The organism is Wolbachia endosymbiont (group A) of Volucella bombylans (assembly GCF_964026965.1).
Lineage (GTDB): Bacteria > Pseudomonadota > Alphaproteobacteria > Rickettsiales > Anaplasmataceae > Wolbachia > Wolbachia pipientis.
Map to the genome: position 1 here is coordinate 1,300,318 of NZ_OZ034717.1, position 21,844 is coordinate 1,322,161.

The 21,844-nt window shown below is 35.5% G+C and carries 20 protein-coding genes and 4 pseudogenes; 17 read left to right on the forward strand and 7 right to left on the reverse strand.

Annotated elements, in window-relative coordinates; translation table 11 throughout:
* The first annotated feature begins 362 nt into the window (after positions 1–362).
* From AAGD51_RS06570 to AAGD51_RS06580, 3 genes and pseudogenes are all read left to right on the forward strand, one after another.
* A protein-coding gene (locus AAGD51_RS06570; RefSeq protein WP_236514338.1) for an IS630 family transposase occupies positions 363–1,374 on the forward strand; the annotation gives its coding sequence in 2 pieces (ribosomal slippage) (positions 363–824 and positions 826–1,374; 1,011 coding nt in all).
* Positions 1,375–1,445: 71 nt separating this feature from the next.
* Positions 1,446–2,278: pseudogene (locus AAGD51_RS06575) on the forward strand (IS5 family transposase).
* Between the two features lie 24 nt (positions 2,279–2,302).
* Positions 2,303–3,302: pseudogene (locus AAGD51_RS06580) on the forward strand (transposase); the annotation flags it as partial.
* 9 nt (positions 3,303–3,311) lie between these two features.
* Here AAGD51_RS06580 and AAGD51_RS06585 read toward each other — a convergent pair.
* On the reverse strand, positions 3,312–3,521 hold the full coding sequence (locus AAGD51_RS06585; protein ID WP_015589377.1) for a hypothetical protein: 210 nt from the start codon (positions 3,519–3,521) through the stop codon (positions 3,312–3,314).
* Between the two features lie 130 nt (positions 3,522–3,651).
* On the opposite strand from AAGD51_RS06585, the gene der reads away from it, so the two are divergent.
* The 5 genes from der to AAGD51_RS06610 all read left to right on the forward strand — a co-directional run bounded on the left by der (position 3,652) and on the right by AAGD51_RS06610 (position 8,176).
* Positions 3,652–4,977, forward strand: coding sequence for a ribosome biogenesis GTPase Der (gene der / locus AAGD51_RS06590; RefSeq protein WP_236515125.1), 1,326 nt, complete (start codon positions 3,652–3,654; stop codon positions 4,975–4,977).
* On the forward strand, positions 4,974–5,495 hold the full coding sequence (locus AAGD51_RS06595; RefSeq protein WP_077188363.1) for a disulfide bond formation protein B: 522 nt from the start codon (positions 4,974–4,976) through the stop codon (positions 5,493–5,495). The genes der and AAGD51_RS06595 overlap by 4 nt, the downstream gene beginning before the upstream one ends.
* Positions 5,470–6,012, forward strand: a complete 543-nt coding sequence (locus tag AAGD51_RS06600; RefSeq protein ID WP_006279362.1) for a demethoxyubiquinone hydroxylase family protein — start codon at positions 5,470–5,472, stop codon at positions 6,010–6,012. Before AAGD51_RS06595 ends, AAGD51_RS06600 begins: the two co-directional genes overlap by 26 nt.
* A gap of 580 nt (positions 6,013–6,592) precedes the next feature.
* Positions 6,593–7,573, forward strand: coding sequence for a phospho-N-acetylmuramoyl-pentapeptide-transferase (gene mraY / locus AAGD51_RS06605; protein ID WP_065094848.1), 981 nt, complete (start codon positions 6,593–6,595; stop codon positions 7,571–7,573).
* A 6-nt stretch (positions 7,574–7,579) separates the two neighbouring features.
* Positions 7,580–8,176 carry a ribonuclease HII gene (locus AAGD51_RS06610; RefSeq protein ID WP_341810449.1) on the forward strand — a complete coding sequence of 199 codons (597 nt, stop codon included), beginning with the start codon at positions 7,580–7,582 and terminating at the stop codon, positions 8,174–8,176.
* Positions 8,177–8,190: 14 nt separating this feature from the next.
* Here the strand turns inward: AAGD51_RS06610 and virB9 are convergent, their stop codons facing one another.
* From virB9 to AAGD51_RS06625, 3 genes are all read right to left on the reverse strand, one after another.
* Positions 8,191–8,976: a P-type conjugative transfer protein VirB9 gene (gene virB9 / locus AAGD51_RS06615; RefSeq protein WP_006280053.1), complete on the reverse strand. Its 786-nt coding sequence runs from the start codon at positions 8,974–8,976 to the stop codon at positions 8,191–8,193.
* Between the two features lie 185 nt (positions 8,977–9,161).
* Positions 9,162–9,617 (reverse strand): outer membrane lipid asymmetry maintenance protein MlaD, encoded by a 456-nt coding sequence (gene mlaD / locus AAGD51_RS06620; protein ID WP_006280054.1) that lies wholly within the window; start codon positions 9,615–9,617, stop codon positions 9,162–9,164.
* 2 nt (positions 9,618–9,619) lie between these two features.
* Positions 9,620–9,934 (reverse strand): NADH-ubiquinone oxidoreductase subunit NDUFA12 family protein, encoded by a 315-nt coding sequence (locus AAGD51_RS06625; RefSeq protein ID WP_006280055.1) that lies wholly within the window; start codon positions 9,932–9,934, stop codon positions 9,620–9,622.
* A gap of 64 nt (positions 9,935–9,998) precedes the next feature.
* Between AAGD51_RS06625 and AAGD51_RS06630 the strand changes: the two genes are divergently transcribed.
* Genes AAGD51_RS06630 through purF form a run of 3 tightly spaced genes read left to right on the forward strand, consistent with a single transcriptional unit; the run spans position 9,999 to position 14,033 of the window.
* Positions 9,999–11,465, forward strand: coding sequence for a proton-conducting transporter membrane subunit (locus tag AAGD51_RS06630; RefSeq protein ID WP_065094850.1), 1,467 nt, complete (start codon positions 9,999–10,001; stop codon positions 11,463–11,465).
* A 53-nt stretch (positions 11,466–11,518) separates the two neighbouring features.
* On the forward strand, positions 11,519–12,622 hold the full coding sequence (gene rodA, locus AAGD51_RS06635) for a rod shape-determining protein RodA (protein WP_236515121.1): 1,104 nt from the start codon (positions 11,519–11,521) through the stop codon (positions 12,620–12,622).
* A 25-nt stretch (positions 12,623–12,647) separates the two neighbouring features.
* Positions 12,648–14,033, forward strand: a complete 1,386-nt coding sequence (gene purF / locus AAGD51_RS06640) for an amidophosphoribosyltransferase (protein ID WP_077188367.1) — start codon at positions 12,648–12,650, stop codon at positions 14,031–14,033.
* A 19-nt stretch (positions 14,034–14,052) separates the two neighbouring features.
* On the opposite strand, the gene AAGD51_RS06645 is transcribed toward purF, so the two are convergent.
* Both AAGD51_RS06645 and AAGD51_RS06650 read right to left on the reverse strand, forming a co-directional pair.
* On the reverse strand, positions 14,053–14,562 hold the full coding sequence (locus AAGD51_RS06645) for a DNA-3-methyladenine glycosylase (protein WP_236515117.1): 510 nt from the start codon (positions 14,560–14,562) through the stop codon (positions 14,053–14,055).
* Between the two features lie 121 nt (positions 14,563–14,683).
* Positions 14,684–15,695 (reverse strand): IS630 family transposase gene (locus AAGD51_RS06650; protein ID WP_236514338.1). Its coding sequence is split into 2 segments (ribosomal slippage): positions 14,684–15,232 and positions 15,234–15,695, totalling 1,011 coding nucleotides; the frame shifts between segments, so codons are not numbered across the junction.
* A 742-nt stretch (positions 15,696–16,437) separates the two neighbouring features.
* On the opposite strand from AAGD51_RS06650, the gene ruvA reads away from it, so the two are divergent.
* The 4 genes from ruvA (at position 16,438) to AAGD51_RS06670 (ending at position 19,361) form a co-directional block, all read left to right on the forward strand.
* Positions 16,438–17,010: a Holliday junction branch migration protein RuvA gene (gene ruvA, locus AAGD51_RS06655; protein ID WP_077188598.1), complete on the forward strand. Its 573-nt coding sequence runs from the start codon at positions 16,438–16,440 to the stop codon at positions 17,008–17,010.
* On the forward strand, positions 17,007–17,981 hold the full coding sequence (gene ruvB, locus AAGD51_RS06660) for a Holliday junction branch migration DNA helicase RuvB (protein ID WP_077188597.1): 975 nt from the start codon (positions 17,007–17,009) through the stop codon (positions 17,979–17,981). Before ruvA ends, ruvB begins: the two co-directional genes overlap by 4 nt.
* Positions 17,982–18,411: 430 nt before the next feature.
* Positions 18,412–18,960 carry a transposase gene (locus AAGD51_RS06665; RefSeq protein WP_236514710.1) on the forward strand — a complete coding sequence of 183 codons (549 nt, stop codon included), beginning with the start codon at positions 18,412–18,414 and terminating at the stop codon, positions 18,958–18,960.
* Positions 18,954–19,361, forward strand: coding sequence for a transposase (locus AAGD51_RS06670; RefSeq protein ID WP_049973602.1), 408 nt, complete (start codon positions 18,954–18,956; stop codon positions 19,359–19,361). The genes AAGD51_RS06665 and AAGD51_RS06670 overlap by 7 nt, the downstream gene beginning before the upstream one ends.
* 358 nt (positions 19,362–19,719) lie before the next feature.
* Here AAGD51_RS06670 and AAGD51_RS06675 read toward each other — a convergent pair.
* Positions 19,720–20,552 (reverse strand): IS5-like element ISWpi1 family transposase gene (locus tag AAGD51_RS06675; RefSeq protein WP_236514306.1). Its coding sequence is split into 2 segments (ribosomal slippage): positions 19,720–20,183 and positions 20,183–20,552, totalling 834 coding nucleotides; the frame shifts between segments, so codons are not numbered across the junction.
* Positions 20,553–20,673: 121 nt separating this feature from the next.
* Between AAGD51_RS06675 and AAGD51_RS06680 the strand changes: the two are divergent.
* Positions 20,674–21,495: pseudogene (locus AAGD51_RS06680) on the forward strand (IS5 family transposase).
* 37 nt (positions 21,496–21,532) lie between these two features.
* Positions 21,533–21,843 (forward strand): annotated as a pseudogene (locus AAGD51_RS06685) (IS4 family transposase); the annotation flags it as partial.
* Position 21,844 lies beyond the last annotated feature (1 nt).

The following is a 21,844-nucleotide window of genomic DNA, read 5'->3' on the forward strand; positions in this document are numbered from 1 at the left end:
ATCAAAAGAGCATAGGACAATAATTTTATTGAAAATAAAGATAGCAATGCCGATGGAAGGGACAAGCAAGAACTTAGTTAGACTTCGTGGTAAATATGTTGCCGTCCACTTCCGCCTAACAAGTATAATGCGGCTTGACAAATTTATTGTCATCTCAGACCGCGGAGAGAACCATATGCTACTTTTAACTTATGTAAAATTACCAAGGATTATGGAGAAGATATGCTGTTTTGATTTGTGTGAAAATTATTGTTGACTTATGTGCAATTAGAGAACCTAATACCAATTCCCATTACAGGGCAAACAGATGGACAATGATGGAAGAAAAGCCATACTGAAGTAAGTAAAATAGCGAGGTTTAAATGGCATTAAGATCAAAATTATTGGATGAAAAAGTAGTAGAATCAGCAAAAGAAATGCTGAAGAAAGTAAGGAATAATGCATATGTTTCAAAAAAACTAAATGCTGTAATTGCAGCAAAAAAGTACAGTATAACGGCTGTAGCAAAAATATATTGCATTTCAAGAAGCGCACTAACTTCGTGGGTAAAACTCTTGAAAATTGGCAGAGAAGAAAAACTGTTTGCTCCTTCACAACGTCGTAGAAAAACTAAATTAAATCAGGCTCAACTACAGCAAATTGAAGAGTGGATAGAAGAAAATCCTAATATCACCATTAAAGAAATGAGAATAAGAATCCAGGAAAAGTTCGGATTAAATATCAGCAAATCTACAGTACACCGCCATATGCAAAAGATGAAATTCTCATATATTACACCAAGACCAGTTCATAATGGACAAGATAAAAGCAAACAAGAGGAATTCAAAAAAAAATCTCAATGGAGCTATTAGCAAGTATCCAGAAAAAGAGCTATTTTTCTTTGATGAATCATGGTTTGGCACACATTCAAAAGTTGGACATGGGTGGTTTAAAAAGGGGATTAGAACACAGGTTAAAACAAAATTAGGTAGGCAAAATTTCTATCTCTATAGTGCAGTTAATCCTAGAAATCGAGAGAGTTCTAGCTTATTTGCACCAAATGTCAACACTGATTGCATGAACATATTTCTTGAGCAAATTTCGCAATATCTAGAAACACGAGAGGCTTTTCTCGTTATGGACTGTGCTAGTTGGCATAGGTCAAAAAATTTAAAGGTACCTAAAAATATCGACATTATATACCTACCTCCATACTCACCTGAGCTAAATCCTGTTGAGAGGCTTTGGTTATATATAAAACAGAACATTTTGCGCAATAAAATATACGATACAATTGCTCTACTTGAGGGTGCTTTGTGCAAATTTATTACTTCTCTTGCCAGCTCCACAATTAAACAACTCTGCAATGTTTCCTATTTGACTGGACAACAATGAGAATTGGTATTAGAGGTTGTCCGGAAACAAGTAAAAGGCTATAATATCTGAAATTTTAGTACGGGGTAAAGATGAGAAAAAAGTATCCAACAGATCTAAGCGAAAGGGAATGGGCAAGAATAGAAAAACACTTCAGAGTATCATACAAGAAAGGAGGAAGGCCGCCAAAGTATAGCAAAAGAGAAATATTAGAAGCAATTTTCTATGTATTGCGTACAGGGTGTCAATGGCGGTATTTACCAAATGATTTTCCGCTATGGAAGACTGTGTATGAGCAGTTCAGGCAATGGAAGAAGCAGGGAATTTTTGAGAAAATGAATTATGAAATTACAAAATATAGTAGAAGAAAAATAGGAAGGAATGAGCAGCCGAGTGCCTGTATAGTAGATAGTCAATCTGTAAAGACTACAGAAAAGGGGGGATCAAAGGCTATGATGGAAGTAAAAAAGTAAAGGGTAGAAAAAGGCATATAATTACAGACACTCAGGGTTTTATACTAGGTTGTTACGTAGGCGCTGCTAACGAAAATGATAGAGATGGTATTAAAATAGCATTAAACAATATGAGAACAAAATATACTAAAGTTAAAAAAATGTGGGCTGACATGGGATACCAAGGAAGAAATTTAAAGAATCACATAAAGGAAGAATATGACATAGATATTGAAATTGTTACAAGGCCTCCATGTAGATTTTGGGTGCACAAAGATACGCCACCTGAGCTACTACCAACAAGAGAACAAGGGTTTAAAGTACAGCCAAGAAGATGGGTTGTAGAAAGGACTTTTGCTTGGGTTAATAGGAATAGAAGGCTATCGAAGGAGTATGATTTACTCACAACATCCACTGAGAATTTCATATACCTAGCTATGAGTAGGGTTATGTTAAAGAGGGAATATGCTTGAATTTACTAGTTTCCGGACAACCTCTTAGTTAAAAAAAGTTTGGGAATAGAATGTGAACTTATGGAGCCATTGACATGTACCCTCAAAGCAAGCTTTTTCTAAAGCAAGGTATAAGATTTGCCATACAGGCTTTCAAGAATTTAAGCATCCAAACAGCCTATCAGGATGAACCTGAGTTGGAGAGGCTATAGACTTATTGCAGCAGATGGTTCTGGTATGAGATTACCCAGCTCTGGGGAAATTGTATCCGAGTTTGAACCAAATGGAACAACAGGCACCATTGGCAATTTGTTTGTTGATTTGTGTACTTCGCTGATTTGTAGTGCTCGTCTTGCAGCTTGGAATATAGGTGAACAAACGTTGGCGGCAGAGCAATTACCCGAAGTTATCACTCAAATGCGTTTATTAAATCAAGAGAAATTATTATTTATCTATGATCGTCTTCAGTAAAATTCATTCAGCAGCATTATGATTTGGAAGTAGATTTTATTTTTCGCTTGCAAAAAAGAAATTATAGTAAGCTATGGGAACGCTGGCGAATTAGATTTTGATTTTATATTAGAAAATGAAAAGCTAAAAAATAAAATGAAAGGACAGAAAGTAAGAGTTATAGTGCTGACATTAGCCAACTGAGAAACAGAGTTTTTGACCGAGACTTTGGAGCAAAGCTTATGTGTTAAGGTGGCACATAGAGGAAACGACTCAAAGTAGGAGCAGAGTTAGAGAATTTTTCTGGAGAGGCTGTATTACAAGAATTTTGGGCAAACTTGGTCATGTGCAATATATTATCGCTTCATATATGTGATGCACAAGGGCCTTGGAACCCAGATCAAATTACTGAGTATCGTTTAAATTTTTCAGTTTTATTTAGTGTAATGAGACAGAAACTCTATCAGGTACTTATTGCACCAAAAAACTTTCAAGCCCTTTTTAAGTATACGCGCTAAAGTTAAAATCCGACCGGGACAGCCGCAATAAAGTAGATAAGCCTAAACGCCATCATGTCTTTAGGAGAGTTTGCTAATGAAAGTTCTTAAGTTGACGTCATTGACTGTTCCGATTCGTTATATGACATAAGAGCATCATATATTTCATGCAATGTATTTGAGATGTTTTTTTCCATATGTTGATTAATATGCCCATATATTGTCGTCTCTTCCGAACACTCTGTATCTTTATGTATATGATTTTGTTGCTTTAATTCTTCTCTATCTACACTCTCTATTTGCTCTGACACTAGCATAACTACCCCATATTTTACATAACGAAATAAAAAATTCTAACTGTAGTATGCTTATATAATCTACGAAGTCAATAGTTAAATTGAAAAGTTTCGGTTATAATTTACTTCATATAGAACATGCCCTTGAATTATGCTAAAAATCGCCATAGTAGGCCTACCAAATGCTGGAAAATCGACCCTATTCAACAGATTAGTAGGAAGAAAAGCAGCAGTAGTGAGTAACATTCCAGGAGTGACAAGGGATAGGCGAGAGGGAATGGGGAGAATTAGCGATTTGGAGTTTAAAGTTATAGATACAGGAGGATGGAACGACCAAACTAATTTTTCACTACAAGTTATTGAACAAATCGAATTTTCTTTATCCAATTCAAACATAATTTTCTTTCTTGTTGATGCAAAAGTGCAAAATGAGCGAAATGAAGAGTTTGCAAAGTGGCTGAAGAGAAAAATAAATAAACCTGTAATACTAGTAGCAAATAAATGCGAGAGTCATAAATCCGAAAATGTTGATTATTTGCAGTTTTTTGATTTTCTTGGCCCGGTGTATATCTCTGCCGAGCATAATCTTGGCATGGTTGATCTTTATGATGCATTAGCTGGTGTTATTGAAAATTTTAACGAGAACACTGAGTTACCTAACAATGAACTGAGTAGGCTGAGGATCGCGATCATCGGCCGTCCGAATGTTGGAAAATCAACTTTTTTAAATGGTTTACTTGCAGAAAACAGACTAATAACAAGTTCAGAGCCAGGTACCACACGTGATTCTGTGGATATTACATATGATCATGATGGAGAGTTAATTACTCTAATTGACACTGCCGGAATCCGCAGAAAGGCGAATGTTGTAGATGGCTTAGAATCAAGATTTGTTGAGAAAAGCATGGAATCAATCAAGCGCTCTCATGTGGTAGTTTTAATGCTAGACTCCCTAGTTGGTATTGAGCAGCAGGATTTATCAATTGGTGAAGCTGCAATTAAGGGAGGGAAAGGGATTATTGTTGTTTTAAATAAGTGGGATTTAATAGGTAAGGATGACAGAAGCAGGTTAATAAAATTTGTCAAACAACAGGAAGTAACCAGGTTATTCTTGGAAGTGTCAACTATAACAATTTCTGCGTTAAAAGGCATGCGCTGCGGTGATGTGATAGATAAGTGTCTTGAAGTGAGTGAATCCTTGAACAAGAAGATCAGCACTGCAAAACTGAATAAGTGGCTCATAGATGCTGTAGGAAAACATTCTCACCCTCTTGTAAAAGGCAAAGCAGTTAAAATGAAGTATATCGCTCAAATTGGTACTAAACCTCCAGCTTTTTCTTTGATATGTAACATACCTGAAAGTGTTGATGAAAGTTACAAACGCTATTTAATTAACGATCTCAGAAAAAATTTCTTTGCAGACGGTGTGCCAGTTAGATTGCTTTTGAAAAAAAATAAAAATCCCTATGTAAAATGAATACTCTGCTTTATACTTTCAGGGGTAATTTACTTAAAGTTATGTGTAATAATTCCAGAATTCCTGCAATCTTTCTGCTGTCGAGTGCCGCTGCTCTAATTTTTGCATATGTGCTAGAATATTTTTTCAACATGCTGCCATGCAAGTTATGTACATACGAGCGAATAGTTTACTATATCGCCGGATTACTTGCAGTAGCGTGCATGCTTAAAGACAACAAAATTCTAATCTATGCAATGTTTTGCAGCTACCTCATAGGTGCAGTAATATCTTTTTATCATGTAGGTCTTGAACTCCACTTATTTCATGATGTTTTAGGTTGTACAGAGCAAGCAAGTGGTAACGTTAGTATAGAAGAGCTCAGAAATAATCTACTAAATCCTAATTACTCTCCATCTTGTGACAGACCTCATTACGTTCTAGGTGTTTCCTTAGCAACATGGAATCTAATTTATCTCATAGTAGCTCTGTTCGTATCAGGTAAGGTGTATTGTGGAGAAAGAAAGAAATCTAAATAATTTAAGGTACAGCAACAATCAGTTCTTGCAACAGGCAATTAGAGTAGATCACGCTGGAGAATATGGAGCTATTTGCATTTATTCTGGTCAAAAATTTATTCTTAAGAAATCTTCTATAATCAATGAAATAATTGAAATGGAAGAGCAGGAAAAAAAGCATTTTCACTATTTTAATGAGAAAATCAAAGAGCAAAAAGTTCGTCCTACTGTTTTGTTGCCTGTTTGGCGTGTTTTAGGAGTGTCGCTTGGCGTTGCAACTGCCATTATGGGCAAAAAAGCTGCTATGGCTTGCACTGCTGCAGTTGAAGAAGTTATCGGGGAGCACTACAAAGAGCAAGTTTCACATTTAGAAGATGGGGAATTAAGAGAAACTATAAGTAAATTTCGCGACGAGGAGTTAGAGCACAAAGATATTGCAATTCAGCACAATGCTGAAAGCGCATTTGGCTACAACATTTTATCATCATTCATAAAAACAGGCTGCAAAACTGCTATTTACTTGTCTAAGTTAATTTAACTAAGCAGCTTTCTTAAAGTGTTTTAAATGTTCTGATAACAACAGAAACCAGGAAGGAATTCAAGTGTAACAATTATTTTATAACTATATTTACATATCACCATTATTAATAAATAATTAGTATTTGTAAATTAAATACATCTAAAGTATAGACTGCAAAGGAGGCAAAAGTGCGTTTTAATTTAGAAGAGGGAAATGCTCTTATGTAATACCTGCCACAGGTTCACAACTGTACGAACATTCATTTTTGAAGGTAAATTGCACAGCAAATGGTGTCATTCCAGTCTGTAATCCAGAAATTTTGCTTATAACTGAGCTGATAAGCTAAAGGTAATTGTCTTACACTAAAACAAACGTTTTTAATTAAGTTGCATAGAAACAGTGTCTGGGCACTGGGATGACACCCCACTGGTGGTCCAAACTACAACGTTCGTACAGTTGTGGATTCCAGACTGGGATGACACCCTACTGATGGGCCCAAATCACAATGTTCGTACAGTTGTGGGTCAGGCTATAGGATGACAGAAGTTGACTTTATTAGCTATAGGTGGTATGACACTTAGTCAATTTAAGTAAGCAGATGATCTTAGCTACAAAAGTATTTTTTACCTCATTTGTTTTTGGGTTTATTCTTTTTCCCTATTTTATAAAGCTTCTAAAAAAAATAAGCAAAGATGGGCAACCAATTAGATCATGTGGACCAGAAAGTCATTTAATAACAAAAAAGAATGTACCACCTATGGGCGGAATAATAATACTGATTTCTTCTTTATTACCAATTTTACTCTGGGCTCAGTTAACACCAGAAATTTTGCTGCTGATATTGATAACTCTATTTTTTGCTCTACTTGGATTTATTGATGATTATTTAAAATTGAAGACAAATCACTATCGAGGTTTAAGTGCAAAAACCAAAATACTTATTCAGTTTATTGTTGCTCTGGTTGGTGTGTTTATACTTAAGCTATACTCTGCTGAAGGTTTTACAAAAACGTCCCTATTTAAAGGAGTAATAATAGATTTTGGCTATCTATATGTTCCGTTTGCTGCGTTTGTAATTGTCGGCTCTTCTAATGCTGTGAATCTCACAGATGGTTTGGATGGCCTTGCTGCAACTCAAGTTATCACTTCCTTTGCTTTTTTGGGGCTAATTGCATATATAACTCAGGCAGATATGAATATTACTTTATTCTGCATTGCATTTATAGGAGCTATTCTAAGTTTCTTGTGGTTTAACACACATCCAGCAAAAATATTTATGGGTGATGTTGGTAGCTTGTCGGTAGGTGCGGCTTTAGGGTTAACTAGTGTCCTAATTAAAAGAGAAATGCTTTTTGCCATTATTGGAATAATCTTTGTAATAGAGACTCTATCTGTTATTATTCAGATATCATATTTTAAATATACAAAGTTTAAATATGGAGAAGGAAAAAGAGTTTTTCTTATGGCACCAATACATCATCACTTTGAGAAGAAGGGATGGTCAGAAAATGCAATCGTTATGAAATTTTGGATAATTTCTATTATCTGTTCAGTTTTTACTATAACTTTCTTATTATAAAAACCTATGAAATACCCAGACTTTACATTAGAAAATAAATTATCAGGAGTGATAGCAGGAGTGGATGAAGTTGGAAGAGGTCCGCTAGCTGGTCCAGTAATATCCGCAGCCGTAGTGTTTATTGATAGAAATACAATTATTGATGGAATCAACGACTCGAAAAAGTTGACTCCTCAATGTAGGCAAGTCCTATATGAAAAAATAATATCCGTTGCAAAATTTGGTATAGGAATGGCAAGCGTAGAAGAAATAAATTCATACAATATCTTGCAAGCAACAAAACTTTCAATGAAACGTGCGTTGATAGACTTGGACCTAGAGTTAGATTATGTGCTAGTTGATGGTAATCAACCACCTGAAGTGAAATGGCAAGTGAAATCCATAGTAAATGGTGATAATTTGAGTACATCAATTGCAGCAGCTTCAATCGTTGCAAAAGTTATGAGAGATCGGCTTATGCAAGAATTGCACAATAAGCATCCTGAATATAATTGGTATAAAAATAAAGGATATGGGACAAAAGAGCACCTTAACGCTATTGGCCTTTATGGAATTACAGAACATCATAGAAAAAACTTTGCACCCATATCTCGGGCATTATAGCCTTTAGATAGTAATCACTTACCTTTTTTGAAAGGCATGTTTTCATTAAATAGGCAAACTGTACTCGATCCATTCCTTAAGGTAAATACTGAACTTACCCTTTCGATTATCAGATAGGTGTCAACTGTACGGAAATTTACTAAAGACTCATATCCTGCAGAATCAACCATAAAAACTGCCGGGAAATCAGAGTTTATTTTATTGAATTGTAGATATGTAAATTTTCCATCATCAAAAACCTTGATTGGTATTATTGACTGACTGCCTTTAACGTGCGAGATGGAATAATTAAAATTTAAACCCTTCTTTACAACTTCAATATCGTTTATATCAGGAATAATGGTATGACTAGCTTGTTCGAGGATATCACCGTTATTTGTTGTGTAAATCTCATCACTGCTAAATAGTGGATAAAGAAACCTTACTTCATATGCTAATCTTGGATCATCTAGTCCAGTTGCTTCTTCAGCATGAAGTTCAAAGTAATAAACTCTTTTATTGGTAATTATAGTTGCGTTGGTATCGGCAATATCATCTATAGGCTTAATAAACAATCTGTTACCTTGAGGAAGGAGTTGCCAACCAGTTGAATCACCCATTGAAAGGTTTTGTATTACCTCCCCTGGTTCAAACAATATACTGGACTGATAACCATAAAAACCCGTATACTTATGTATAGCCTGTGGGTTATAATTTATTACCTTTATGTGATTATCTCCAGCTATTGAACGTGGCTCCTGTTTTGCAAGTGCATCACTACCACAGAGGAACAATAGTACGGCAAACAGTAAACCAATCATAATATCAAAATGAATTAATCTTCATTTTATCATTAATAGACATGCACTGCAACTGTTAAGGCACTTTCTATACTATAAACCCCAAAGCAAGCGGTAGAAAAGGCAAGAAATAAGGCAAACTCCTTAAATACTTTAGAACTACAGGAGGCTTTACCTGAACGGATATACTTGGAATCCTGCCATTTTCACTTTATAAACATACCAAGAATTCTGTCCATTATTCCACCCATATTTGCTTCAGCTTGAGTATACTCTATTTTACCACCATGCAAGATTAGTTTAATATCTGATCCAGGTGATATATTAACAAATTTACTGCCAACAACTCCACTGCTAGTGATCAGAGCTGAACTATCAATTGGCAATTTTATGTCTTTGCTTATACACATATCGATTCGTGCTACGTAGGTAGCTTTGTCAAGTGATACACCAGTTATGCTTCCAACATCTACACCAGAGATCTTGACACTATCACCAACTCCTATACCGTTAGCGTTAGCAAAAAGACCATATATTTTATAGCAATCCTTATAGTTTTTCTTTATGTAAGATAGCTTATCAATAGCAAAGAAAATCAGAAAAATAGTAAAAATTAATACAAATAATCCAGCGGTTATTTCAAGTATATTTGACCTTCGCATCTTTAGTTATCAGGACTCCAGCTTTTATAGTAATTTTTCACTTTTTGGTTTGGATAGTATGCATTTTTTGTACCCGTTAAATTAGGAGTATGTTTTACTTTTCTTTTTTTATTATTAACTGGTACTACATTATCAGTATAGTGAAGCCATATATGCCATTCCGGAGGCACTGTTGTAGGCTCAGAAACACTGCTATACATAACCCACCTTTTTCCTTTACTTGATTCATAGTAAGAATTTCCATTTTCATCTCTTCCTACAAATTTATCTTCTCTTCGTAATAGGCGTTTTATTGCATTACAAATTTTAGACAACATAAGGGTATTAAAACAAAAAGTATTATATATACTAATACTTTAACGATATATTAACAACAATTTAATGCAATTACCAATCTTACAAGTTATTATCCCAATAATTGCATCAATGTTTTGCTTTCTTGCCAAGAAACACAAGGTATCTTGGTTTATTTCTTTTATTGCAACAACAATCACTCTTATCATTTCATCAATACTACTCATTAAAACATATAAAGGTGAAATTATAACTTATCACCTTGGAAATTGGGCTCCTCCGTATGGAATAGAGTTAAGAATCGACGTGTTAAATTCCTTAATTCTAACCCTAGTGAATTTTATAGCGCTGATTAGTGTGCTTTATAGCTTTTATATTAACGAAAAAGAGATTAGCAAAAACAAAATCACTGGTTTTTACTCTCTATTTCTACTGTGCTTAAGCGGACTGCTCGGGATTCTAGTAACAAACGACATATTTAACCTTTACGTTTTCTTGGAAATTTCATCTCTTTCTTCTTATGTATTAGTTTCAATGGGAAGGGATAAAAAAGCCTTGGTTGCAGCATTTGAATATCTAATTAGTGGAACAATAGGTGCAACATTTTATTTATTTGGCATCGGGCTCTTGTATTCAATGACTGGAACGCTCAATATGTCTGACATGGCTGAAAGAATAGTTCCATTATACGATAACAACATCATAAAACTTGGCACGTTGTTCATTTTTGTTGGTCTCTCAATCAAAATGGCACTGTTTCCATTAAGCAGGTGGCTGGTTAATGCATATAGTGAGGCGCCAAGTTTCATTAGCATATTCTTTTCAGGCACAGTGACAAAAGTGATGATATATGTTTTCATCAGAATCTTTTATACTGTTTTTCATCAAAATTTTTTCTTGTTTAAGCCGCTACTGGACAATGTGATAATTATCCTCGCACTTTGCGCTATTGTATTTGGGTCGATATTTGCAATAACCGCAAAAGACATAAAAAGACTGCTTGCTCACTCTAGTATTAGCCAAATTGGTTATATAATTTTAGCACTGAGTTTTAACTCAAAAACAGGTGTATTTGCAGCAATTCTTCACATAGTAAACCACAGCATAATAAAAACATCTTTATTTATGGCTGCAGGATGTATTTCTTACAAATTTGATACAACAAAAATAGAGAATTTATCGGGACTCAAGAAATCAATGCCTTATACAGCACTTGCGTTCACTCTACTCAGTTTAGCATTAATCGGTGTGCCTTTAACAAATGGCTTTGTAAGCAAGTGGTATATAATGAAAGCAATTATCGAATCTCGCGCGTGGATTTCCCTGATAGCTTTTGCTGCCGGTTCTTTTCTTGCACTAATATACATGTGGAAGATGGTAGAGAAAATGTATTTTGAAAATGATGCAACGTCACGCACTAGAATGACACTAGGCAAAATTAATGATGTGCCATTTCCTATGCTTTTCTGTCTATTGTTTATGGCAGCTTTAACAGTAGTAACTGGAATATATAGCACTCCAATTCGGTTAGTAGTTGAGAAGTTGGTTTTTTGATTTTTATCTTTGTTTCATATTTTACTATACTTTAAGGTTATAAGGTCTTTATTGTGGGTAGGCTGAAGAAGATTCATTGGTTATTAGTCATTAACGTGATAGCGCTGTTTTGCGTTGGCATTGTTGTTCAATACTCTTCTGCTGGAGGAAAGTGGGTGCCATTTGCGATTCACCAACTGGTCATATTTTCCTTCTTTTTCCTACTCGCTATAGCTATGTCATTCATAGAGCTAGATTTTTATTTGAAGTACGCCTACTTTTTTTATATAGCAGCAGCGATTTCACTATTAGCAGTAAATTTTTTTGGCTCACACATAATGGGTGCAACAAGGTGGATAAGAATTGGATCAATTAGTTTGCAACCATCAGAATTTGCAAAAGTAGGCTTAATACTTGCGCTTGCTCGCTATTTTGATAAGCAGAGTGTATATAAAATGATGGAATTTAAAAGATTGCTTAAGGCACTTATAATTATTTTCTTACCCGTGTTCTTGGTGTTAAAGCAACCTAATTTAGGCACAGCTATGATAATGTTATTTATAGGGATGTCAATTATATTCACAGCAATAATAAAAAGATCTCATTCGATAATATGTGGAACGCTTGGCATTTTTGCAGTACCAGCTATTTGGCCTTTTTTACGTCCTTATCACAAGCAAAGGATATTGTCATTTTTGGATTCATCAGTGGATCCACTTGGAATAGGTTATAATGCGCAGCAATCTCAGATAGCTATTGGTTCAGGAGGTTTACTTGGTAAGGGCTTTGTTAACGGAAGTCAAACTCAACTTGGATTTTTGCCGGAGAAACGTACGGATTTTGCTTTTGCAGTGCTGAGTGAGGAGTGGGGCTTTTTAGGTAGCATGGCTTTAATTTTGCTTTATACCTCATTACTTGGAATAATTTTCTCTATCGCTTATAGGTCGAAAAATTATTTTTCTAAGTCGGTATCTATCGGCATTTTCTCCTTTTTTAGTGCTCATTTCTTTATAAACATCGGAATGACAATGGGCCTCTTACCTGTGATAGGCGACCCATTGCCATTTCTGTCCTATGGAGGAAGTACAACTGCCGCAAGCTTAATATGCATAGGATTATTGCTGGCAATAAAAGCAGATGAACAACAAAATGCTTGTATTTTACCTATGCTAAAGTAAAATTAAATTTTACTTAATAGTTTTTATGCTAGATGAAATGCGTGAGGAGTGTGGGGTATTTGGTATAAGTTGCAACCAAAGTGCTGCTTTTAACTCTATACTTGCTCTCCACGCTTTGCAGCATAGAGGTCAAGAGTCTTTTGGCGTAGCAACCAGTAACAACGATAAGCTGCACTCTTATCACTTTCAAGGTCAAGTGAGCAGCGTATTTGATGATATAGATGAAATAAAGAAATCCTTACCTGGAGATTGTGCAATAGGTCATGTTCGATACTCAACAAGTGGTAGTAAATTTGGAGTGCAGCCCATGTTTGGCAAAAGTGGCAAATTTGGGGATTTTGCCATAGCACATAATGGTAATTTAATTAATATTTCTCCGATACGCGAACAATTAATTAAACAAGAGTGTGTTTTTCAGTCAGATATTGACACAGAAGTAGTAGTACATCTGACAGCAAGCGGTGAAAAAGATAGCTTCTTAGAGAGTTTTATATATGCATTAAAGCAAATACAAGGTGCTTATTCTTTTGTGGCAATCAATCAAGAAGTAGTTATTGGAGTACGTGATCCATCTGGAATCAGGCCTCTTGTTTTAGGAAAGTTAAACGGTTCTTACGTTCTTGCATCTGAAACTTGTGCTCTTGATATAGTAAATGCAGAGTTTGTTAGAGAAATAGAACCAGGCGAATTAGTTACCATCAGTTTGGATAGTAAGCTAGCCTCAATGTTTCCTTTCCCACAGCAAAAATCAAGTTTTTGTATTTTTGAATACGTTTACTTTTCGAGACCAGACAGCATAATGGAGAATAGGTCTATATACGATACAAGAAAAGAAATAGGAAGAATACTTGCGAAGGAAAGTCCACCAAAAAACAATGTGGATATGATTGTACCAATACCTGATTCTGGAATACCTGCAGCTATTGGATATGCAAAGCATTCAGGGTTACCTATGGAACTGGGAATAATTCGTAATCATTACATAGGAAGAACTTTTATACAACCAACCGCTGAAGTACGTAAAGTTAGAATAAAATTAAAATTCAATGCTAATAAGCACACTTTGAAAGGTAAAAACATAATTTTAATAGATGATAGTATAGTGCGTGGTAGTACGTTAACAAATATAATAGTTATGCTAAAGGATGCAGGAGTAAAAGAGATTCACCTCAAAATTTCAAGCCCACCAATTAAGCATTCTTGTTTTTATGGAATAGATACGCCAGAGTGCAAAGATTTAATTGCTGCAAATAAATCTGTAGAGGAAATTAAGGAAATTATAGGAGTAGATAGCCTAGCCTTCTTGAGTATTGATGGACTATATCAGGCTGTTAAAGGAGAGGTGCGTAACAATGCTACACCACAATATTGTGATGCTTGTTTCACTGGTGATTATCCGATTGGCAAATAGTCTACGCAAGGTCTTAAGTTTAGAAAATCTTAAACCGCCAAAATTTCTCTTGGCCTTTACTAATTCCGATTCTCGGAGTGCAAATATAACCTGGTTTGAGGTGGGATTCATAAACACAAAATTCGTGGCTTATAGTAAGGTCCTGTTTGTTATGTTCTTTTGTAATATTTAATCTTTTGCACAATATTCCTGGTCCACCTAAATTTGCTTCAAGTGGTTCAATAAGCTTTAATCCCCGTATTAACACTGCTGCTGGGAACCCTTCTGCTTCTGTTACAATGTTTAAACAGTAGTACATTCCATATATAAAATATACGTACGAAAACCCCGGCACACCAAACATTACTGAGGTTCGATTAGTATAGCCTCTTGCCGCATGACAAGCTGGGTCATTCATTCCTATATAGGCTTCAACTTCGGTTATTATTCCACTAAAGTTAGAAAATTTCAGCATCTTTCCTAGTAACTCCCCGGCTACAACCAAAGTTGGGCGTTCGTAGAAATTTCTTGGCAGTATTGTGCTACCCATTTTTTATTTTTGTTCTGAGGTTCTATATAGAATTCAGTTTAAGAATTTCTGGATCCCAGTGGGCTTTGTTGCATCGCTACTTATGAAAGGCTAACTATAATTAGGATTATAATACCAATTCTCATTGTTGTCCAGTCAAATAGGAAACATTGCAGAGTTGTTTAATTGTGGAGCTGGCAAGAGAAGTAATAAATTTGCACAAAGCACCCTCAAGTAGAGCAATTGTATCGTATATTTTATTGCGCAAAATGTTCTGTTTTATATATAACCAAAGCCTCTCAACAGGATTTAGCTCAGGTGAGTATGGAGGTAGGTATATAATGTCGATATTTTTAGGTACCTTTAAATTTTTTGACCTATGCCAACTAGCACAGTCCATAACGAGAAAAGCCTCTCGTGTTTCTAGATATTGCGAAATTTGCTCAAGAAATATGTTCATGCAATCAGTGTTGACATTTGGTGCAAATAAGCTAGAACTCTCTCGATTTCTAGGATTAACTGCACTATAGAGATAGAAATTTTGCCTACCTAATTTTGTTTTAACCTGTGTTCTAATCCCCTTTTTAAACCACCCATGTCCAACTTTTGAATGTGTGCCAAACCATGATTCATCAAAGAAAAATAGCTCTTTTTCTGGATACTTGCTAATAGCTCCATTGAGATTTTTTTTTGAATTCCTCTTGTTTGCTTTTATCTTGTCCATTATGAACTGGTCTTGGTGTAATATATGAGAATTTCATCTTTTGCATATGGCGGTGTACTGTAGATTTGCTGATATTTAATCCGAACTTTTCCTGGATTCTTATTCTCATTTCTTTAATGGTGATATTAGGATTTTCTTCTATCCACTCTTCAATTTGCTGTAGTTGAGCCTGATTTAATTTAGTTTTTCTACGACGTTGTGAAGGAGCAAACAGTTTTTCTTCTCTGCCAATTTTCAAGAGTTTTACCCACGAAGTTAGTGCGCTTCTTGAAATGCAATATATTTTTGCTACAGCCGTTATACTGTACTTTTTTGCTGCAATTACAGCATTTAGTTTTTTTGAAACATATGCATTATTCCTTACTTTCTTCAGCATTTCTTTTGCTGATTCTACTACTTTTTCATCCAATAATTTTGATCTTAATGCCATTTAAACCTCGCTATTTTACTTACTTCAGTATGGCTTTTCTTCCATCATTGTCCATCTGTTTGCCCTGTAATGGGAATTGGTATTAGCCGCTAACACGTAGCGGGATGACGAGATGCCACCACGAACCGTCATACCGCGCGATTCATCCGCGGTATCTCTTAGCATAGATCCCGCTAACAAGCAGCGGGATGACGGTTGTCGTTTAGCTATAAACATTAAGAAATTTACCAAACGAAAAAAAAGGCAAAAAAAGCCCCATGATTGGCTAATTACTTACATTATACTTTCAAGTATGGCGTTTTTTTATTCTAAACACTTAATAACCGCGATTCAGCTACTTTTAAACCGCAACTAATCTAAATTATAAACGTTAAGAAATTTACTAAACAGAAAAAAAGGCAAAAGAAACCCTAGGGTAGCTAGTTATTCACTATCCATTTTTTAAGTTGGCGTTTTTTTATGTTTTAAACGCTTTATAAGCGCGTTTCAGCTTATGTAGGTAGAAATTTTATAAGACATAAGGTGCACATAGTGCAAAAAATTAAACATGATACGCCAGATACGTGAGTTTTTTTGTCATTTAATCTGTACAGAGAAGATAAATAAATAGCTTCAGTGTTTATGATAAGGGGGCTGGCGGAGTTTGTCAAGTGGTTTTTTAGCCACGTTTCCCTGTTATAATGTTCGTTTGCTTGACCTAAGATCCAGGAGTATTTAAACTGAACCCTATACAGTGCTAAAAATGATAGGAAATCTAAGCGGAATAGTTGATGAAGTGCGCAGTGATCACATAATCCTGAACGTGAATGATGTTGGCTATATAGTGCACCTTTCTGCCAAAACTTTAAATGCATGTTCCATCGGAAGTAGAGTTAAATTACTTATCGAAACCTATGCAAATAACAGAGAAAATGTCGCTCAGCTATATGGTTTTATAAGCGAAGAAGAACAGCAGTGCTTGAGGTTGCTTGTCAAAGTAAGCGGCGTTAGCTATAAAACTGCAATGTCAATTTTGGGCAAATTAACTCCAGAACAGCTATTTTTGGCAATTATGAATGAGGATAAAGTAACACTCAAGATGAGTGGACTTGGCCTGAAACTCATAAATCGAATCATCACTGAATTGAGTGGCAAAGTGAGTAAACTAGAAATAAATAACAATAATTTTCATCCAATCAATGAAGATGCCCTTTCAGCATTGATCAATCTTGGGTATGAAAAAATGAAAGCTTATGATACGATAAAAAAATACAGGCCAAATCTGGACACTAAGGATATTATTCGCATGGCGCTTAAGGAGCTCTCAACATTATGAAATCAATATCGTGCGGTAAAGAATATACTGAAGATGCGCGCAATATCAACATCAGACCTGAACAACTTGATGATTTTGTCGGACAAAAAGACTTAATACAAAATTTAAAAGTGTTTATAAACGCTGCACAGACGAGAACTGAAGCTTTAGATCACGTCTTATTGTACGGTCCTCCAGGGCTTGGCAAAACAACTTTAGCACAAATTGTTTCTAAAGAATTAAGAGTTAGCTTTCGCGCAACTTCTGGTCCTTTACTTAGTAAAGCTGGAGACTTGGCCGCAGTGCTTACCACTTTAAATGCAAAAGATGTCCTATTTATCGACGAAATCCATAGATTAAATCGCAGCATTGAAGAAGTTTTATATACTGCTATGGAAGATTTCTGCCTGGACATATTAGTAGGTGAAGGCCCATCTACTCGCACTTTAAGGATAGATCTACCACCATTTACGCTAATTGGAGCAACAACACGGCTTGGATTACTTTCTGCGCCACTCAGAGATCGTTTTGGCATTCCTTTGCATCTTGAGTTTTATTCCTTTGAGGAGCTGGTTAATATTATAAAAAGAGGCGCAAGAGTTCTTTCTGCTGAAATTGAAGAGGATGCAGCACGGGAAATTGCCTGCCGTGCGCGCGGCACTCCAAGAATTGCTTTGAGGTTACTCAGAAGAATAAGGGATTTTGTTGAAGTGAAAGATGATAAAAAAATCACTTATGAAGTCGCTGATTCTGTATTACTAAAATTGGGTGTAGATAAAATGGGACTCAATAAACTTGATATGAATTATCTAAGATTTTTATTCAACACCTCAGGACCTGTTGGAATTGACACTATATCTATTGCACTATCTGAGGATGTTGGCAATATTGAAGAAACAGTAGAACCTTATTTAATCAAAATTAGTTTTGTAAAGCGCACACCAAGAGGACGCGTTTTAACTGACCAAGCAAAGGAGTATTTGAGCCTTTAATATTAGAGAGCTTTTCTACCATAATTCAATTATATATTGATTGGCATAATATCATATACTGGCATTTTTGCGTATGAAGGCATATATGTTAAATAGCACTGAAACTGTAGTTCAAATTAAAACTTCTCCGTTTCGTACTCGCTAGTTATGCTATTCTAACTAATGAAGCTACGGTTTGTGGTAATAGGAAAAAACTGGATTCCAGCGTCACGCGCTACCCTATGGGTGCTGCTCGCGTATATTCTTTCTTTCACCATCTCAGTGTTTCTTTCTTATTATGCCAGTACCATTTTCTTGTCATTCAAGTAGCTCCCCTCTTGTCATCCCAGTGCTTGACACTGGGATGGCTTTGTTGCATAGCAACTGAAAAATCTGGTGGCTACTGACAAAATTCATTATAAAATAGCCATTTAACCTTGAAAGAAAAAATATGCCACAAAAAATGAGGGTCAGTAACCATAGCGAATATAACAAATTTCTAGAAAAAAGAGGAAATATTTTTCATTATATCAACGAAGCCATAGAAAAGTGGTACGAGAATGGTCCAAAAATACCAGGTGGCAACAATATTTATAGCGATAAAGTTGTAATTTTGGTGCACATAATAACTTGTTTATTTAGAATAGGCCTGAGGCAAACAGTTGGGTTTATAGCAGGATACCTTGAGCAAATTGGGAAAAATTTGCAAGTTATCAGCTATTCACAATCATCAAGAAGGTTTAAGAAACTCAATATTAAGATCAATGATTGCAGAATTGATAAAAATAATATGGAAGATATCGAAATTGCTATAGACAGTACAGGAATTAGTATATACAACAACACTCCTGGTCATAGCAAAGAAAATAGCGAAGATAGAAAGTATCGCAGCTATGAACAGACAAGAAAATTGCATGTAATGTTGAATACAAACAGCAAAAAAGCCATAGCTGTAAAATACAGTAACGGTCTGATCACTATGGAGCTTGTGATTTGCTAAAAGAAGTCGATTTTCAGTATGTCATAAAAGTACTATATGCAGATAGGGCATATGACAGAGAAAAGCTCTATAAGCTGTGTAATCAATATGGTATAAAAACGAAAATTCCTCCGAAAAACAACGCAGCAGAGCATCCAAAATTGGATTATATGCTTGATAGAAATGCCGCTATTCAGTTAATGAAATTACATGGTGAGAATGGTATAAAAAGATGGAAAGAAGAAGTAAATTACGGAAAAAGATCGTATATTGAAGGATTTTTCTCAAGGTTGAAGCGAATATTTGGGTTTAGTTTTAGGAGCAAATCTGAAATTAATCGTGAGAAGGAACTGCTACTCAAGTGTTATTTGCTTAACAAATTTACTGAAATAGGCATGGCTAAGTTTGAGATAGCTTCATGAATTTATTGTACGTTACCTACTATCCGAAGAGCGATGCAACAAAGCCATCCCAGTGGGCTTTGTTGCATCGCTAGCTATGATGGATTAAAGATAAAAAAGGTGGAGAATATCAGTAGCTTATTATTCTGGTATTTATAACAAGAACGGTCAGTGAATACCTAAATTTGAGTAAAAGAAATTTCACTACCACTCACTAATCCGGCTAAAATTCAAGAATTTCAATGCTTTAGCTATTTTCAATAGAATTAAATTTATTAATATAAATAACAAATTACTATTCTTAAATTTGATCAGATTGATTGCAAAAAAAACAAGATTTTCAATAAGTTGCTTAGAGGTTGTCCGGAAACTAGTAAATTCAAGCATATTCCCTCTTTAACATAACCCTACTCATAGCTAGGTATATGAAATTCTCAGTGGATGTTGTGAGTAAATCATACTCCTTCGATAGCCTTCTATTCCTATTAACCCAAGCAAAAGTCCTTTCTACAACCCATCTTCTTGGCTGTACTTTAAACCCTTGTTCTCTTGTTGGTAGTAGCTCAGGTGGCGTATCTTTGTGCACCCAAAATCTACATGGAGGCCTTGTAACAATTTCAATATCTATGTCATATTCTTCCTTTATGTGATTCTTTAAATTTCTTCCTTGGTATCCCATGTCAGCCCACATTTTTTTAACTTTAGTATATTTTGTTCTCATATTGTTTAATGCTATTTTAATACCATCTCTATCATTTTCGTTAGCAGCGCCTACGTAACAACCTAGTATAAAACCCTGAGTGTCTGTAATTATATGCCTTTTTCTACCCTTTACTTTTTTACTTCCATCATAGCCTTTGATCCCCCCTTTTCTGTAGTCTTTACAGATTGACTATCTACTATACAGGCACTCGGCTGCTCATTCCTTCCTATTTTTCTTCTACTATATTTTGTAATTTCATAATTCATTTTCTCAAAAATTCCCTGCTTCTTCCATTGCCTGAACTGCTCATACACAGTCTTCCATAGCGGAAAATCATTTGGTAAATACCGCCATTGACACCCTGTACGCAATACATAGAAAATTGCTTCTAATATTTCTCTTTTGCTATACTTTGGCGGCCTTCCTCCTTTCTTGTATGATACTCTGAAGTGTTTTTCTATTCTTGCCCATTCCCTTTCGCTTAGATCTGTTGGATACTTTTTTCTCATCTTTACCCCGTACTAAAATTTCAGATATTATAGCCTTTTACTTGTTTCCGGACAACCTCTAAGAGGTTGTCCACAAACCAAGGAATACGTAGTATATAAAGAAAGAATATTGAGGTAAGAGATGAGGAAAAAATATCCAACAGATCTAAGCGAAAGGGAATGGGCAAGAATAGAAAAACACTTCAGAGTATCATACAAGAAAGGAGGAAGGCCACCAAAATACAGTAAGTGTGAGATAGTAAATGCAATTCTTTATATACTGCGCACAGGATGTCAATGGCGGTATTTACCAAATGATTTTCCGCTATGGAAGACTGTGTATGAGCAGTTTAGAAGATGGAAAAAGCAGGGAATTTTTGAGAAAATGAACTATGATATCACTAAATATAGTAGGTCAAAAATGGGAAGCCGAGCGCATGCATAGTGGACAGTCAATCGGTAAAAACCACGGAAAAAGGGGGGCAAAGGTTATGATGGTGCGAAAAAGGTAAAGGGGAGAAAAAGACATATAATCACAGATACTCAAGGATTTGTGCTTGGTTGCTATGTAGGAGCTGCAAGCGAAAATGACAGAGATGGGGTGAAGATGGCATTGGACAATATGAAGGAAAAATACAGCAATATTAAGAAAATGTGGGCTGATATGGGATACCAAGGAAAAGATTTAAAGGATTACGTAAAGAGAGAATATGGGATAGATATTGAAATTGTCAAAAGGCCTCCATGTAGGTTTTGGGTGCATAAAGATACACCACTAGAACTATTGCCACAACGGGATCCTGGATTTTCAGTACAGCCGAGAAGGTGGGTGGTAGAGAGGACTTTTGCTTGGGTTAATAGGAATAGAAGGCTATCGAAGGAGTACGATTTACTTACAACATCTACTGAAAGTTTCATATATCTGGCTATGAGTAAAGTTATGTTAAGTAGGGAATATGCTTGATTTACTGGTTTGTGGACAACCTCTAAGCTATGGGAACGCTGGCGAATTAGATTTTGATTTTATATTAGAAAATGAAAAGCTAAAAAATAAAATGAAAGGACAGAAAGTAAGAGTTATAGTGCTGACATTAGCCAACTGAGAAACAGAGTTTTTGACCGAGACTTTGGAGCAAAGCTTATGTGTTAAGGTGGCACATAGAGGAAACGACTCAAAGTAGGAGCAGAGTTAGAGAATTTTTCTGGAGAGGCTGTATTACAAGAATTTTGGGCAAACTTGGTCATGTGCAATATATTATCGCTTCATATGTGTGATGCACAAGGGCCTTGGAACCCAGATCAAATTACTGATA